Source organism: Streptomyces sp. NPDC096132 (assembly GCF_044763345.1).
Lineage (GTDB): Bacteria > Actinomycetota > Actinomycetes > Streptomycetales > Streptomycetaceae > Streptomyces.
Genome location: NZ_JBIWGA010000024.1, coordinates 37883 through 53243, shown reverse-complemented (window position 1 = coordinate 53243; position 15361 = coordinate 37883). Strand labels below are relative to the sequence as shown.

Genomic DNA, 15361 nt, shown 5'->3' with positions numbered 1-15361 from the left:
GAGCGGTGAGTGAGACGCAGAGCCCCGCCCCCCTCCAGTACCGCTTCGACGGCCCGGACGACGCCCCGGTCCTGATCCTGGGCCCCTCGCTCGGCACCACCTGGCACATGTGGGACCGTCAGGTCCCCGAGCTGGCCCAGCAGTGGCGGATCTTCCGCTACGACCTGCCCGGCCACGGCGGCGCTCCGGCCTACCCGGCGGGCTCCGTCGCCGATCTCGCCGAGCGGTTGCTGGCCACGCTCGACGGCCTCGGCGTGCAGCGCTTCGGCTACGCGGGCTGCGCGCTCGGCGGCGCGGTGGGCGTGGAGCTGGCGCTGCGCCGTCCCGAGCGGGTCGCCTCGCTCGCGCTGATCGCCGCCTCGCCGCGGTTCGGCACGGCGGACGAGTTCCGTCAGCGCGGGGTGATCGTCCGGACGAACGGGCTCGACCCCATCGCCCGGACCTCGCCCGACCGCTGGTTCACCGGCGGGTTCGCGGCGGCACAGCCCGCGATCACCGAGTGGGCGGTGCAGATGGTGCGCACCACCGACCCCGGCTGCTACATCGCGGCCTGCGAGGCGCTCGCCGCGTTCGACGTGCGCGCCGAACTCGGCCAGGTCGGCGTCCCCACCCTGGTCCTGGTCGGCTCCGACGACCAGGTGACCGGCCCGGCCGAGGCGCGCACCCTGGTCGCCGGCATCCCGGACGCCCGCCTGGCCGTCGTACCCGGCGCCTCCCACCTGGTCCCGGTGGAGCAGCCCGCCGCCGTCACCGACCTGCTGGTGCGGCACTTCTCCACGGCCTGGCAGGCCGCCCACGAGTCGAGCACCGGACAGACGGCCGTCCCGGGCATCCCCGTCCGGGCGGTCGTGACCGCGCCCCCGCAGGCGGTGCCCATCGCCGAGATCGCGCCCGCGCCCGTCGTCGAGCCGCCGCAGGTCATGGGCCGTCCCGACCCGTACGACGCCGGACTGAAGGTGCGCCGCGAGGTCCTCGGGGACGCGCACGTGGACCGGGCGCTGTCGCAGGCCGACGACTTCTCGGGGGACTTCCAGGAGTTCATCACCCGCTACGCCTGGGGGGAGATCTGGGACCGTCCCGGCCTCGACCGGCGTTCCCGCTCCTGCGTCACGCTCACCGCGCTGGTCGCCGGCGGCCACCTGGACGAACTCGCCTTCCACACCCGGGCCGCCCTGCGCAACGGCCTCACCCCGGACGAGATCAAGGAGGTGCTGCTCCAGGCGGCGGTCTACTGCGGTGTGCCGGCGGCGAACAGCGCCTTCCGGGTGGCGCAGCGGATCATCCGCGAGGAGACCACCCCGACCGAGTGAGCGCCGGCCCGTCGCCCGGGGGCAGGATGGATCCCATGACGACCATGAAGCTCACGAAGAAGTCGCACGCGTGCGTCCGTCTCGAGAAGGACGGGCGCACGCTCGTCCTCGACCCGGGCGGATTCAGCGAGGAGGACGCGGCCGCCGGCGCCGACGCGATCCTGGTCACGCACGAACACCCCGACCACTTCGACGAGGAGCGGCTGCGGGTCGCGATGGACGCCGACCCGGCCACCGAGATCTGGACCCTCAGGTCGGTCGCGGAGAAGCTCTCGGCCGCCTTCCCGGGCCGCGTCCACACCGTCGGCCACGGCGACACCTTCACCGCCGCCGGCTTCGACGTCCAGGTCCACGGCGAACTGCACGCCGTCATCCACCCGGACATCCCGCGCATCACCAACGTCGGCTACCTGATCGACGGCGGCCGCGTCTTCCACCCCGGCGACGCCCTCACCGTCCCCGGCCACGCCGTCGAGACGCTGATGCTCCCGGTCATGGCCCCCTGGAACAAGATCTCCGAGGTCATCGACTACGTGCGCGAGGTGAAGCCGCAGCGGGCCTACGACATCCACGACGCCCTTCTCACCGACCTCGCCCGCCCCATCTACGACCGCCAGATCGGCGCCCTCGGCGGCTCCGAGCACCTGCGGCTGGCGCCGGGGGAGAGCACGGCACTGTGAGTGTCAGTGGCGCCCGGTAGGTTGTGAGGCATGCGCATCGCGACCTGGAACGTCAACTCGATCACCGCCCGCCTGCCGAGGCTGCTCGCCTGGCTGGAGAGCAGCGGCACCGACGTGCTCTGCCTGCAGGAGGCCAAGCTGGCCGAGGCGCAGTTCCCGTTCGACCAGCTGCGCGAGCTGGGCTACGAGGCCGCGGTCAACGCCACCGGGCGGTGGAACGGCGTGGCGGTGATCTCCCGCGTCGGCATCGAGGACGTCGTCAAGGGCCTGCCCGGCGACCCGGGCTACGAGGGCTCCGAGGAGCCCCGGGCGATCTCGGCGACCTGCGGCCCGGTCCGCGTCTGGTCGGTGTACGTGCCGAACGGCCGGGAGGTGGACCACCCGCACTACGCCTACAAGCTGCAGTGGTTCGAGGCGCTGAAGGCGGCCGTCGCGGGCGACGCGGCGGGCAGCCGCCCGTTCGCCGTCCTCGGCGACTACAACGTGGCCCCGACGGACGACGACGTCTTCGACGTGGCCGCCTTCGAGGGCCTCACCCATGTCACCCCGGCCGAGCGCGCCGCCCTGACGTCCCTGCGTGAGGCCGGCCTGTCCGACGTCGTCCCGCGGCCCCTGAAGTACGACCACCCGTTCACGTACTGGGACTACCGCCAGCTGGCCTTCCCCAAGAACCGCGGCATGCGCATCGACCTGGTCTACGGCAACGCACCGTTCGCGAAGGCCGTCAAGGACTCCTACGTCGACCGCGAGGAGCGCAAGGGCAAGGGCGCCTCGGACCACGCGCCGGTCGTCGTCGACCTGGACGTGTAGCCCCCGGAGCCCTCACCGTTCCCGGAGCCCGCACCGCCCGCGGAGCCCTCACAGCAGCCGGAGGTCCACGGCCTGCGCGAGGGCCGCGTACCCCGCGTCCCCGGGATGCAGATGGTCCCCGCTGTCGTACACGGGCAGCATGCGCGTCGGGGCGGCGGGGTCGCGCAGGGCGCGGTCGAAGTCGAGGACGCCGTCGAACGTTCCAGCGTCCCGGATCCACGCGTTCACCGCGGCCCGCTCGGCCTGGACGGCCGGTGTGCACCGCGCGGAGCCCCCGCACGGCAGCAGGGTCGCCCCGAGCACCCGCACCCCGCGCTCCCGCGCACGGTCGGCGATCTCCCGCAGTCCGGCGATCACCTCGACGGCCGCGGTGCCGTCGCGCAGGTCGTTGATGCCCTCGAACACGACCAGCGTCCGCACCGAGGTCTGCGCGAACACGTCCCGGTCGAGCCGGTGCAGCGCGCTGACCCCGCCGCCGACCGTCGAGAGCCCGTCGCCCGGGTAGCGGTCGCTCACGACGCGGTTCGACGCGATCCCCGCGTTGAGCACGCCGTAGCGCGGCACCGCGTGCTGCCGCCGCAGGCGGGCCGCGAGGGCGTCCGGCCAGCGCCGGTCGGCGCCCACCGTCGACCGGTCGCCGTCGGTGATCGAGTCCCCCAGCAGCACCACGGAGCCGGGCCCGCCGCCCACGTCCACGCCGGTCAGCAGCGGCCAGGAGCCGATCGTGGAGGTGTACGCCGCCCCGTCCGGGTCCGCCGTGTGGTCACCGGGCCCGCTCAGGTACGACCGCTGCACCGCGAGCCCGTGCCAGGGCACCGACGCCACCGTGCCCGGAAGATGGAGGCTCACCAGCAGATCCGCCCCCTCGGGCACCGCGAAGGCGAGCGGATCGCTGACCGCCTGCGCCCCCGCGGGCAGCTCGACGTCCCGCGCGCCCCCGAAGGACAGGCGCACCGGCGCGGTCAGCGCCACCGCGCCCGCCGACCGCACCGCCACCGTCGCCGCCCCGACGCGCACCGGTGCCGAGGCGAAGGCGTTGTCGAAGCGCAGCCGCACCCACCGGCCGCCCGCCGAGACGCGCACCACCAGCCGCAGGGTCCGGTCGGTCCACGGCCCCACCGCCGGCCGCCCGGACGTCGCCGCCGCCCAGGTCCCCGTCCAGCCCGGCGAGGAGTTCCGCACGGCCAGCGCGAACACATGCAGACGCGGGGCGGTCGGCAGCCGCACCGCGGCGACCTCGCGCCCCCGCGCCAACGGGACCGTCACGACGTACAGCCGGGCCCGCTCGGCGAGCGGGCCGTCGGGGGTGCCGATGTGCGGCAGGGCGAGCGCCTTGGTGGCCAGCGGGCCGGTGCGCCAGTCGGGGGCGGTGAGCCGGTACGGGGAGCGGGAGCCGTCGGCGTACGTGACGCTGCCCGCGCCGCCCGCCTCCCGGCCGCCCGTGCTCGTGACCAGGAAGGCAAGGGCGTCGCCGCGCCCGCCGACCCGCACGCTCTGCCCGGCGGCACGGACGTTGTCGGGGGCGCCCGGCGGGCGGTTCGGCCAGGTCAGCCGGGCGCCCTGGACGGTCAGGGCCCGGCCGGGCGTCCAGCCCGCGGCCGCCAGGTCCGACGCCGGCAGATGGGCGCCCGTACCGTCGAGGTCGGCCAGGGCCGTGCCGTCGTACAGCGCCTCCAGCGGAAGCGGCACCGGCGGCGGTGGCAGGGCCGCCGCCCGCGCGGGCGCGAGGAACAGCCCGCACAGGGCGAGGACCAGGGGGAACACCCGGACACGTCGGCGCACGTCCCGACTCCTCCCGCACACCGGCAGCCAACAGCGCCTCGCGACGCTAGGCACCGGCCGCGCGCCGGTCAACGCGCCATGCGTGGCGGCGGCGTGAATTCGACCGTAAGCGCGGGCCAGCGCGCCTGTGGTGCGTACGTCGGTGCGAATGACACGCTGGACGTATGAACATCCCTTTCCTGGGCAACAGGCGCAAGAAGCACGGCGAAGCGGTCCTGGCCGCGGACCCCGAGGGGGTCGCCGATCTCCTCTCCGAATGCGAGCTGCTGCGCTCTCAGGCGGCCCGGGCGGGGATCGGACTCGACGACACCGCAGCCTCGTTGGAGGCGCTGGACCAGCTCGTGCCGCGCTGGCGCGACGACGAGGAGGTCCTGCCCTGGCTCGGCAACGACGCCGGGCTCTACCTGGGCACCGTCATCGTGCGGACCGTGCCCGGCGCCGCGTGGGACTTCCGGGCGGACGGGCAGCCCGTCGTCCGGCTGTTGTCGGGGCGGGAGTTCGACGTCGTGACGGCCGGCCACGAGTGGGCGGCGAACGGTGTTCCCGAACTGTCCCAGCTGTACGGCGAGGTGGCGGAAGCCTGAGCCTCGTACGCAGCGGACATAAGCTCGACGTAAATACGGCTTATGTCCGAACGGTGCGTGTCGTGTCCTGGGTTCGGGCCGCGCTGGATAGTTTGCGGCAACCACGACACAGCTGAGAGTGAGTAGGGCTGCCGATGGCCGTCGATCCATTGATCGAGCTGCGAGACGTCAACAAGTACTTCGGTGAGCTGCACGTTCTGCAGGACATCGATCTCGTCGTCGGCAGGGGGGAGGTGGTCGTGGTCATCGGCCCCTCGGGGTCGGGCAAGTCGACGCTGTGCAGGGCGATCAACCGGCTGGAGACCATCCAGTCCGGCGAGATCCTGCTCGACGGCAAGGCACTGCCGGAGGAGGGCAAGGAGCTGGCCCGGCTGCGTGCCGACGTCGGGATGGTCTTCCAGTCGTTCAACCTGTTCGCGCACAAGACCGTCCTGGAGAACGTCACGCTGGGCCAGATCAAGGTCCGCAGGACGGACAGGAAGGCGGCGGAGGAGAAGGCCCGCGCCCTCCTGGACCGCGTCGGCGTGGCCGACCAGGCCGACAAGTACCCCGCCCAGCTCTCCGGCGGTCAGCAGCAGCGCGTGGCGATCGCCCGCGCCCTCGCCATGGAGCCCAAGGCGATGCTGTTCGACGAGCCCACCTCCGCCCTCGACCCGGAGATGATCAACGAGGTGCTGGAGGTCATGCGGCAACTCGCCCGGGACGGCATGACCATGATCGTCGTCACCCATGAGATGGGCTTCGCACGGTCGGCCGCCAACCGCGTGGTGTTCATGGCCGACGGCCGTGTCGTCGAGGACCGCACCCCCGACGAGTTCTTCACCAGCCCGCGCAGCGACCGGGCCAAGGACTTTCTGTCCAAGATTCTCAAGCATTGAAGGGGGCGACTAGAATGGGCCGTTCATCCCCCGAAACCGGGGTCGCGACCGCCGCCGCGGCAGAACCGGGGACGCTGCTGCCAGGTGGTGGGGGACCCTCCGCGGCAACCCGGCCGTAGGGGGCGGCAGTCGAAGAGCCCTACCCGGCCGGCGCCGGTCGGAGATCACTGCTCGCGCAGCGGGATCGACACGTACGACGGGTCGGTCGCCGGCGAGGAGAAGGTCAGCCGCGCGCCGGACGGGTTGTGCTCGATGTAGAGCGGGTCGACCGTGTCGACGACCAGGGCGAGCCGATGCCCCGCCGGGACGTCGTAAGCCGTCGAGAACAGCTCCAGGTCGAGACCGAACGGCTTTCCGGGCGTACGTCCGTGGAAGGTGTACGGCGCGTGGGAGACCAGCTTGCCGAGCCCGAGCGGGCCCACGTCATACATATAAGCAACGAGGGTGCCGCTCTCCGCGGTCGGGGTGACGGTGGTGTGCAACCGGGCCGTGCCGCGCACCTGTTGGGCCGTGGTGTACTTCTGCGACTGCCATACGGCGGCCCAGTACCGGGGGAGCAGCGGGATCGCGGCGACCGGGGGCGCCTGGGCGATCTGGTCGAGGATGCTGGAGAGGAACACGATCCCGCCGTCGGCGCCCGAGTCGACGTTCGTGTGGACCGTGGCCGTACCGGCGAGGGCGATCTTCTCGCGGGTCGCGCCCACCGACTTCCAGTCCGGGTAGCCCTCGTAGCCGCCCGTGGAACGGGACTTGACCCGGACGGGCTGCTCGCGGTCGATGCCGTTGTCCACGCCCTTGAGGTAGTGGTCCATCCAGCGCCGTGTGTCCGTCCACACGTCGTTGGGCAGCCCGAACAGGCCGGTCAGCTCGGCGGTCGCGTGGTCGCCGGGGCGCAGCTCCAGCCGCTTGGGGCCGGTCAGCTTCTCGTAGAAGGCGGCCGACTGGTTGGGCGGGAAGATCGTGTCGCCCCAGGCGCCCGCGAGCAGCACGGCCGCGCCGTTCTTGTTGAGCTGGTCCAGGTAGGTCGCGGGGGAACGTTTCTTCCCCCAGGCGACGACGTCCTTCTCCTTCGACAGGTCGGAGGAGTAGAAGGCGGAGAACACCTCCCGCGACTCGGCGCTCTGCCGCCCGGCGACCGTGCCCACGGTGTCCAGCACGGCGGCTGCCTGGAGGTGCTGGGTGCGGCCGGAGTAGATCGAGTCGATCAGGTCGCCCCAGCCGCTGAGCGAGGCGACGGCCTTGACGCGCGGGTCGTGCGCGGCGGCCAGCAGGCTGATCCCGGCCCCGTAGGAGACGCCCGCCATGCCGATGTGCCGGGCGTCGGAAGGGGTGTTGGCGAGTGCCCAGTCGACGACCTTGGCGGCGTCGGCCACGTCGTGCGGACCGGCCACGTCGATCTCGCCGCCCGACTGCCAGAAGCCGCGCACGTTGTAACTGAGCACGACATAGCCGTCGTCGGCGAGCTGCTGCGCCTGTGCGAGGTACTGGACCTGGGGGAAGCCCCAGCTGGTGGGGAGCACGATCAGCGGGTAGCGGCGGGTGCCGTCGGCGCCGGCGGGGGTGACCACGTTGGCCTTGAGGACCGTGCCGCCGTCCCCGGCGATGTCGACGAACCGGACGCCGTTGCCGGCGGCCCGCGCGGCGGGGGCGAGGCCGAGGACGCCGCCGGCGATCAGGGTCGCGGAGACGGCGCCGACGGCGGTCGTACGCAGGGCCATGCGGTGCTGAAGTCCCACGGGTCACTCCTCGACGTGCGCCAATGCAAAGTGACCCGACGGTAACCGCGTGGCTTTACCGGAGGTAACCCGTCGGTAAGTTACGTGGCAGTAACGATTGTGGTGCCCGGCAGGGGCGCCTGCGCGGCCCGCGTCACGTCCTCGACCAGCTCGACGACATCGGGGCCGTACGCCTGGGAGTTGATCACCTTCAGGAGCAGGACGAAGGAGTTGTTCCCGTGCTTGCGCGCCAACCGCTCGTGGTTGCGGACGAGATAGCGGGTGGCGGCCTGGTTGTTGATGGCGCGCTGCCCGCAGAACAGGAACACCGGCCGCCCCGCGCGCCGCGCACCCGCGGTGAGCCGGGCCAGCAGCACGTACTCGGTGACGCCCGTGTCCATGCGGTAGTTCTCGGTGCCGATCTGGAACGCCAGCCGGTCCGGGCCCGGTTCCCGGTCGGTGTTGACGCGCACCCCGGGCAGCATGGCCTGGAGGTGCGCCGCCATGCGCCGGTTCGACCCCGGGCCGCCGACGCAGAACTCCGTCCGCTCCCCGAACCCCTGCCGGGCCGCGTCCTGGGTGACCACCTCGGCGCCCGCCCCGCAGTCCTTGATGAGCGCGGCGAGCTCCAGGAGCGCGAACACGTCGTGGCGGTGCACCGCGAGGTCCGGGCTGCCCGCGTCGCGGTTGACGACGAGCAGGCACTCCGAGTTCTCCGGCAGCCCGAAGAACGCCTGCTTGCGCCGGAGTTTCCGCCGCCACAGATAGGTGCGGGCCACCCAGCCGAGCACGGCGCTGAGACCGGTCGCGATGACCCCCAGGACGATGTTGCGCACGTCGTCGTTCATGGCCGCGCATGGTAGCGGTCGGGCACGCCTTTGACGTACCCGTGTTCGAGGTGTGGCAGTCGTATGACAGTGCCCGGAAGGTGCCTGTCGAGGCCCCCCGAATGTGGTTACGCTGCGCGGACGGTCCTGGACTGGAGGTATGGATGCGTCGCCCTGTCGCGCGGAAACTGTCGGTCCTGGCGGTCTCGGCCGCCGTGGTCACGGTGGGGGCGGCAGCGCCACCCGCCGCACAGAGAACGGCCGTTGAGAAGGTCCCCGTCGCCGTCGGCTACGGCGGTGCCGTCGCCAGCGTCGACACGGACGCCTCCGCCGCCGGCATCGAGGTGCTGAGGAAGGGCGGCAACGCCGTCGACGCGGCCGTCGCCACCGCCGCCGCCCTCGGCGTCACCGAGCCCTACTCCTCCGGCATCGGCGGAGGCGGCTACTTCGTCTACTACGACGCCAAGTCCCGTACGGTGCACACCATCGACGGCCGTGAGACGGCCCCGCTGACCGCCGACTCGGGTCTCTTCCTGGAGAACGGCTCCCCGCTCGCCTTCGCCGACGCCGTCAGCAGCGGCCTCGGCGTCGGCACCCCGGGCACCCCCGCCACCTGGGCGAGAGCCCTCGACAAGTGGGGCAGCAAGAAGCTGGGCACGGTCCTCGCGCCGGCCGAGCGCATCGCCCGCGACGGCTTCACCGTCGACACCACCTTCCGCTCCCAGACCGCCGCCAACGAGACCCGCTTCCGGTACTTCCCGGACACGGCGAAGCTGTTCCTGCCCGGCGGCCAACTCCCCGTCGTGGGCTCCACGTTCAAGAACCCCGACCTCGCGCGGACCTACGCGGAACTGGGGAAGAAGGGCGTCTCCGCGATCTACCGGGGCGACCTCGGCGAGGAGATCGTCGACACCGTCAACAACCCGCCGGTCGACCCGGGTTCCGGCTGGAAGGCGCGCCCCGGCAAGCTGTCGGCCAACGACCTCGCCGCCTACCGCGCCAAGCTCCAGGCGCCCACGAAGACCACGTACCGGGGCCTCGGCGTCTACTCCATCGCGCCCTCGTCCTCCGGCGGCACGACGGTCGGTGAAGCCCTCAACATCCTTGAGGACACGGACCTTTCGAAGGCGAGCGAGACGCAGTACCTGCACCACTTCATCGAGGCGAGCCGGATCGCGTTCGCCGACCGGGGGCGCTGGGTCGGCGACCCCGCCTTCGAGGACGTACCGACGAAGCAACTGCTGTCGCAGAGGTACGCCGACTCGCGCGCCTGCCTCATCAAGGACGACGCGGTGCTCACCAGCCCCGTGGCGCCCGGCGACCCGCGCGACCCGGCCGCCTGCGCCACCGGCGGCACGGCCGCGCCGACGACGTACGAGGGCGAGAACACCACGCATCTGACGGTGGCCGACAAGTGGGGCAACGTCGTCGCCTACACGCTCACCATCGAGCAGACCGGCGGCAGCGGCATCACCGTCCCCGGCCGTGGCTTCCTCCTCAACAACGAGCTGACGGACTTCTCCTTCGCCCCGGCCAACCCGGCCGTGCACGACCCGAACCTGCCGGGCCCGGGCAAGCGGCCGCGGTCCTCGATCTCCCCGACGATCGTCCTCGACCGCCACGACAAGCCCGTGGTGGCGCTCGGCTCGCCCGGCGGCGCGACCATCATCACCACCGTGCTGCAGACCCTCACCGAGTTCCTCGACCGGGACCTGCCGCTCGTCGACGCGATCGCCGCGCCGCGCGTCAGCCAGCGCAACGCCGCCCAGACGGAGATGGAACCCGCCCTCTACAACGACACGAGCAGCGGCAGCCTGCGGTCGCAACTGGAGGCGATCGGGCACTCGTTCAGGCTGAACGCCGAGATCGGCGCGGCGACGGGCGTACAGCGGCTGCCGGGCGGGAAGTGGCTGGCCGCCGCCGAGACCGTACGGCGCGGCGGCGGCTCGGCGCAGGTGGTGTACCCCGCGTCATAGCTCCGCGACGGGGGTGGGCGGCTCCGTGCGGAACGCGAGCCGCCCGTCCTCGACCTCCACCCGCACCCGGTCACCGTCCTTGACCCGGCCGTCCAGCAGCAGCCGGGACAGCTGGTTGTCGACCTCGCGCTGGATGGTGCGGCGCAGCGGACGGGCGCCGTACTCCGGCTGGTAGCCGCGCTCGGCCAGCCAGTCGACCGCCTCGGCCGCGAACTCGACACCGATGCCCTGTGCGTGCAGCAGCCGCCGCGTCTTCTCCAGCAACAGGTCGGTGATCTGCCGCAACTGGTCGCCGGTGAGCTGGTGGAAGACGACGATCTCGTCGATGCGGTTGAGGAACTCCGGCCGGAAGTGGTCCCGCAGCGGCCGCAGGATCTGCTCGCGCCGCGCCTCCTCGTCCGCCTGCGCACCGCCCGACCCGAAGCCGATGCCGGCACCGCGCCGGACGATCGCCTCCGAACCCAGGTTGCTGGTCATCACGATCACCGTGTTGGTGAAGTCGACCGTCCGGCCCTGGGAGTCGGTCAGCCGCCCGTCGTCGAGGACCTGCAGCAGGATGTTGAAGACGTCCGGATGTGCCTTCTCCACCTCGTCGAGCAGCAGCAGCGAATACGGGTGCCGGCGCACCACCTCGGTGAGCTGCCCGGCATCCTCGTGGCCGACGTACCCGGGCGGGGCGCCCACCAGCCGGCTGACCGTGTGCCGCTCCTGGTACTCGCTCATGTCCAGCCGGACCATGCGCTCCTCGCTGCCGAACAGGGCCTCCGCGAGCGCGCGGGCCAGCTCGGTCTTGCCGACGCCGGTCGGGCCCAGGAAGAGGAAGCTGCCGATCGGCCGGTCCGGACTCGACAGCCCCGCGCGTGAGCGCAGCACCGCGTCCGAGACGACCCGTACGGCCTCCTCCTGGCCCACGACCCGCTGGTGCAGATGCTCCTCCAGACCCAGCAGCCGGTCCTTCTCCTCCTGGGTGAGGCTCGCGACCGGGATGCCGGTCTGCCGGGACACCACCTCGGCGACGGCCTCCGCGGTCACCTCCAGGTGCTGCCCCTCCTCGGGCGCCTCCTCGCCGGTCTGGTCCGCGATGCGCTTCTTCAACTCGACGATACGGTCCCGTAGTTGGGTGGCCTGCTCGTACTGCTCGTCGGCGACCGCCTGGTCCTTGTCCCGGGCGAGCTGCTCGGCCTCGCGCTCCATGGCCCGTACGTCCGTGCCCTTGGTGCGCGCGCCCAGCCGCACCCGGGCCCCCGCCTGGTCGATCAGGTCGATCGCCTTGTCGGGCAGCCTGCGGTCGGTGAGATAGCGGTCCGACAGCTCCACCGCCGCCACGAGCGCCTCGTCGGTGTAGCGGACCTGGTGATGGGCCTCGTAGCGGTCGCGCAGTCCGCGCAGGATCTCGATCGCGTCGGCGACGGACGGCTCGGGCACCAGGATGGGCTGGAAGCGGCGGGCGAGCGCCGCGTCCTTCTCGATCCGCCGGTACTCCTCCAGCGTCGTCGCGCCGACGATGTGCAGCTCGCCGCGCGCCAGGGCCGGCTTGAGGATGTTGCCCGCGTCCATCGAGCCGCCCTCGCCGCCCCCGCCCGCGCCGACGACCGTGTGCAGCTCGTCGATGAACACGATCAGCTGGTCGGAGTGGGCGCGGATCTCGCCCACGATGCTGTTGAGGCGCTCCTCGAAGTCGCCGCGGTAGCGGGTGCCCGCGACCACCCCGGGCAGGTCCAGGGCGACCACCCGGCGGCCGTCCAGCACATCCGGCACGTCACCGTCCGCGATGCGCTGGGCCAGCCCCTCCACGATGGCGGTCTTGCCGACGCCCGCGTCCCCGATCAGCACCGGGTTGTTCTTGCCGCGCCGGGACAGCACCTCGATGGTCTGCTCGATCTCGTCGTCCCGCCCGATCACCGGGTCGATACGGCCCTGCCGGGCGAGCTCGGTGATGTCTCGGCCGTACTTGTCCAGGGTGGGCGTGCCGGTGGGGCGCTGCCGTTCGGGGTGGGCCTGCGCGGTCTCCGGGGCCTCGGGCGGGAGGCCGGTGGGCGCGAACCGGGCCGCGTTGAGGATGTGCCCGGCCGCGGAGTCCGGGTTCGCGGCGAGGGCGCTGAGCACGTGCTCCGGGCCGATGTACCCCGCCCCGCGGGAGCGGGCCAGCTCGTGCGCGTCCAGCAGGGCGCGCTTGGCGGCCGGGGTGAGGGACAGCGAGGTCGGCGGCGGTGCCTCGCCCGGCGGGTGCTGGACCGGGCCCGACCGTTTGTCGATCTCCGCCGCCAGGGAGTCGGGATCCGCCCCGACCCGGCTCAGCAGACTGCGGGTCGGCTCCGCCGAGAGGGCCGCGCGCAGCAGGTGCTCGGTGTCCAGGTCGCGGCTGCCGTGCTCGACGGCGTACTGTGCCGCGCCCTGGACCAGCTCCCTGGCGGGCTGGCTGAGGAGCTGGCCGATGTTGATCTGGCGGGGGCCGGGGCGGGGCCCGCCGAAGAAGCGGGCCAGGAATTCACCGAAGGGGTCGCCGTAGCCCTCCGGGCCGGTGTAGCCGCTGGTCATGGCGTTCCGATCGATCGACGTGCAGGTGCCGGTGCCGACGGGTGCCCTGTCCGTGCCGGGCTACACCACGATTGCACGTTCGTTGGGGGGCGGCATGTCCTGCGGGGGCGGTACCGCCCTAGCGTCGCTCGGTCAGTACTCTCGGCCCTTCCTCCGTGACGGCCACCGTGTGTTCCGCGTGGGCCGCCCTCGAGCCGTCGTTCGTCTTGAGGGTCCAGCCGTCGGGGGCCTCGTGGTAGCCGTCCTTGCCGCTCGCGATCAGCATCGGTTCGATCGCCAGCACCATGCCGGGACGCAGCCGCAGGCCGCGGCCGGGGCGGCCCTCGTTGGGGACCGGGGGGTCCTCGTGCATGTGGCGGCCGATGCCGTGGCCGCCGAAGCCGTCGGGGACGCCGTAGCCGGCCGCGCGGCAGACCGCGCCGATCGCGTGGGCGATGTCGCCGATGCGGTTGCCGACGGTCGCCGCCCCGATGCCGGCCGCCAGGGCACGCTCCGCCGTCTCGATCAGCCGGACGTCCGCCGGGCGCGCCCTGCCCACGGTGAAGCTGATCGCGGAGTCGCCGGCCCAGCCGCCCAGCAGCGCGCCGCAGTCGACGGAGAGCAGGTCGCCGTCGCGCAGCCGGTAGCGGGTGGGGATGCCGTGCACGATCGCGTCGTTCACCGAGGCGCAGATGACCGCCGGGAACGGGGTCGGCGCGAACGCCGGCCGGTAACCGAGGAAGGGCGAGTCCGCGCCCGCCTCCCGCAGCACGTCCCGCGCCACCTCGTCCAGCTCCAGCAGGGAGACGCCCACGTCGGCGGCCTTGCGTGCCGCCGTCAGGGCCCGTGCGACGACCTGGCCGGCCTCGTACATGGCGTCGATCGACGCCTTCGTCTTCAGTTCCACCATGCCAATTACTATACCGGTATTAGAATGACGGCATGGTGCGTACCCCGTTGACCCCAGAAGAGCGTGAGCGCGGCGAGCGGCTCGGGCAGCTGCTCCGTGAGGCGCGCGGCGGCCGGAGCATGACCGACGTCGCGGCGAGCGCGGGCATCTCCGCCGAGACCCTCCGCAAGATCGAGACCGGCCGGGCCCCGACCCCGGCGTTCTTCACCGTCGCCGCGCTCGCCGGAGCGCTCGGACTGTCCATGGACGAGCTGGCCGGGCGGTGTGCGTTGGCCGTCGTGTGAGGCCGTCCACGGGGGCTCGGGGGCGGTAGGCGCTTTCAGGTCAAGATCGAGCAAGGTGCGTACCGCGTCCCCTTTGAAAACTCGTCGTAGCCCAGCCGTAACACGGCTGGTGTTTTCTACGGACCGGAGTGTTCCGGTCGGGCGGGAGTCGAGCGATGGGTGTGGATCAACTCCCGGGCCGGGTTCGGGAGTTCGCGAACTACCTGAACGGACTGCTGGCGCGCCTCGATCAGGGCGCCGGATGGTGCGCGGTGTTCTGGCAGCGCGATCCCGACGGCATGCAGGCCTGCCTCGACGGGCGTGAGGTGCCGCCCTGGGACGTCGTGGAGGCCCTGCTCCAGGACCTCGCCGCCGAGTACGGCACCCCGACCGCCGTCCAGGAGGCGGACCGCGCGCGGTCCCTCCACGCCGGCGCGCTCACCGCCTACGACGCCCGTCCCGGCGGCCGCGACGCCCTCGGCGACCGCCTCGACGTCATGCTCCGCGAACAGCGCTACGCCGCCGAACGCCAGGCCGAACTGGGCCGCCTGCTCGCCGCTGCGGCCACCCAGGAGGACGCCGAGGCCATCCGCCTCGATCTCGCCTGGGCCCACGACGACCATGAACGCGCCGTCGCCCGCTGCGCCGAACTTCGGTACCGCATGGCCGAGTTGGACCGGCGTGCGGGGGAGGGGCAGCTCGGCGCCGCCCATCCGGTACGCCGGCCCGCCCCCGACCCCGCGCGCGGGCCACAGACACCCACCGCCCCCGGGTACGGTCCTGCGCCGACGCACGGAGCCGCTACCGGACCCGGGCAGAACCCCACGACCGCCACCGGCGCCCCCACGTACGGCCCGGAGGGAACCCGTCCCGGACCGGGGCCGGGCTCCTCCGCATACGCCACCGAGGGAAGCCGACCCGCGACCGGCCCGGGCTCCTCCGCCTACGGCACGGAAGGAACTCGCCCCGGACCGGGCTCGTCCGCCTACGGCACGGAGGGAACCCGTCCTGGGTCGGGGCCGGGCTCCTCCGCATACGCCACCGAGGGAAGCCGACCCGCGACCGGCCCGGGCTCCTCCGCCTACGGCACGGAAGGAACTCGCCCCGGA

12 protein-coding genes and 1 pseudogene are annotated in these 15361 nt (G+C 72.7%); 8 read left to right on the top strand and 5 right to left on the bottom strand.

Features of this window, described 5'->3' with window-relative positions; genetic code table 11:
* Window positions 1-5: 5 nt before the first annotated feature.
* The 3 genes from pcaC to ACIRF9_RS39975 are packed head-to-tail and all read left to right on the top strand — an operon-like array spanning window position 6 to window position 2800.
* Window positions 6-1310, top strand: a complete 1305-nt coding sequence (gene pcaC / locus ACIRF9_RS39985; protein ID WP_403832872.1) for a 4-carboxymuconolactone decarboxylase — start codon at window positions 6-8, stop codon at window positions 1308-1310.
* A 44-nt stretch (window positions 1311-1354) separates the two neighbouring features.
* Window positions 1355-1990 (top strand): MBL fold metallo-hydrolase, encoded by a 636-nt coding sequence (locus tag ACIRF9_RS39980; protein WP_403833071.1) that lies wholly within the window; start codon window positions 1355-1357, stop codon window positions 1988-1990.
* A gap of 30 nt (window positions 1991-2020) precedes the next feature.
* Window positions 2021-2800 carry an exodeoxyribonuclease III gene (locus ACIRF9_RS39975; RefSeq protein WP_403832869.1) on the top strand — a complete coding sequence of 260 codons (780 nt, stop codon included), beginning with the start codon at window positions 2021-2023 and terminating at the stop codon, window positions 2798-2800.
* A gap of 48 nt (window positions 2801-2848) precedes the next feature.
* Here the strand turns inward: ACIRF9_RS39975 and ACIRF9_RS39970 are convergent, their stop codons facing one another.
* A complete protein-coding gene (locus ACIRF9_RS39970) occupies window positions 2849-4582 on the bottom strand; it encodes an SGNH/GDSL hydrolase family protein (protein ID WP_403832866.1) in 1734 nt (577 codons plus the stop codon).
* 164 nt (window positions 4583-4746) lie between these two features.
* Between ACIRF9_RS39970 and ACIRF9_RS39965 the strand changes: the two genes are divergently transcribed.
* Together ACIRF9_RS39965 and ACIRF9_RS39960 are read left to right on the top strand one after the other, a co-directional pair.
* Complete coding sequence (locus ACIRF9_RS39965; RefSeq protein ID WP_403832864.1) at window positions 4747-5166, top strand: DUF6278 family protein; 420 nt, start codon at window positions 4747-4749, stop codon at window positions 5164-5166.
* A gap of 134 nt (window positions 5167-5300) precedes the next feature.
* On the top strand, window positions 5301-6044 hold the full coding sequence (locus tag ACIRF9_RS39960; RefSeq protein ID WP_403832862.1) for an amino acid ABC transporter ATP-binding protein: 744 nt from the start codon (window positions 5301-5303) through the stop codon (window positions 6042-6044).
* A 164-nt stretch (window positions 6045-6208) separates the two neighbouring features.
* On the opposite strand, the gene ACIRF9_RS39955 is transcribed toward ACIRF9_RS39960, so the two are convergent.
* Both ACIRF9_RS39955 and ACIRF9_RS39950 read right to left on the bottom strand, forming a co-directional pair.
* Window positions 6209-7762 (bottom strand): alpha/beta fold hydrolase, encoded by a 1554-nt coding sequence (locus ACIRF9_RS39955; RefSeq protein WP_403833068.1) that lies wholly within the window; start codon window positions 7760-7762, stop codon window positions 6209-6211.
* A gap of 98 nt (window positions 7763-7860) precedes the next feature.
* Window positions 7861-8607: a hypothetical protein gene (locus ACIRF9_RS39950; RefSeq protein WP_403832859.1), complete on the bottom strand. Its 747-nt coding sequence runs from the start codon at window positions 8605-8607 to the stop codon at window positions 7861-7863.
* A gap of 143 nt (window positions 8608-8750) precedes the next feature.
* Between ACIRF9_RS39950 and ggt the strand changes: the two genes are divergently transcribed.
* A complete protein-coding gene (gene ggt / locus ACIRF9_RS39945) occupies window positions 8751-10562 on the top strand; it encodes a gamma-glutamyltransferase (RefSeq protein ID WP_403832857.1) in 1812 nt (603 codons plus the stop codon).
* On the opposite strand, the gene ACIRF9_RS39940 is transcribed toward ggt, so the two are convergent.
* On the bottom strand, window positions 10557-13100 hold the full coding sequence (locus ACIRF9_RS39940) for an ATP-dependent Clp protease ATP-binding subunit (RefSeq protein WP_403832855.1): 2544 nt from the start codon (window positions 13098-13100) through the stop codon (window positions 10557-10559). The genes ggt and ACIRF9_RS39940 overlap by 6 nt on opposite strands.
* Window positions 13101-13218: 118 nt before the next feature.
* Window positions 13219-13989 (bottom strand): type I methionyl aminopeptidase, encoded by a 771-nt coding sequence (map, locus tag ACIRF9_RS39935; RefSeq protein WP_403832853.1) that lies wholly within the window; start codon window positions 13987-13989, stop codon window positions 13219-13221.
* 32 nt (window positions 13990-14021) lie between these two features.
* Between map and ACIRF9_RS39930 the strand changes: the two genes are divergently transcribed.
* Both ACIRF9_RS39930 and ACIRF9_RS39925 read left to right on the top strand, forming a co-directional pair.
* Window positions 14022-14273 (top strand): helix-turn-helix domain-containing protein, encoded by a 252-nt coding sequence (locus ACIRF9_RS39930; RefSeq protein ID WP_403832851.1) that lies wholly within the window; start codon window positions 14022-14024, stop codon window positions 14271-14273.
* Between the two features lie 155 nt (window positions 14274-14428).
* Window positions 14429-15361 (top strand): annotated as a pseudogene (locus tag ACIRF9_RS39925) (hypothetical protein); the annotation flags it as partial.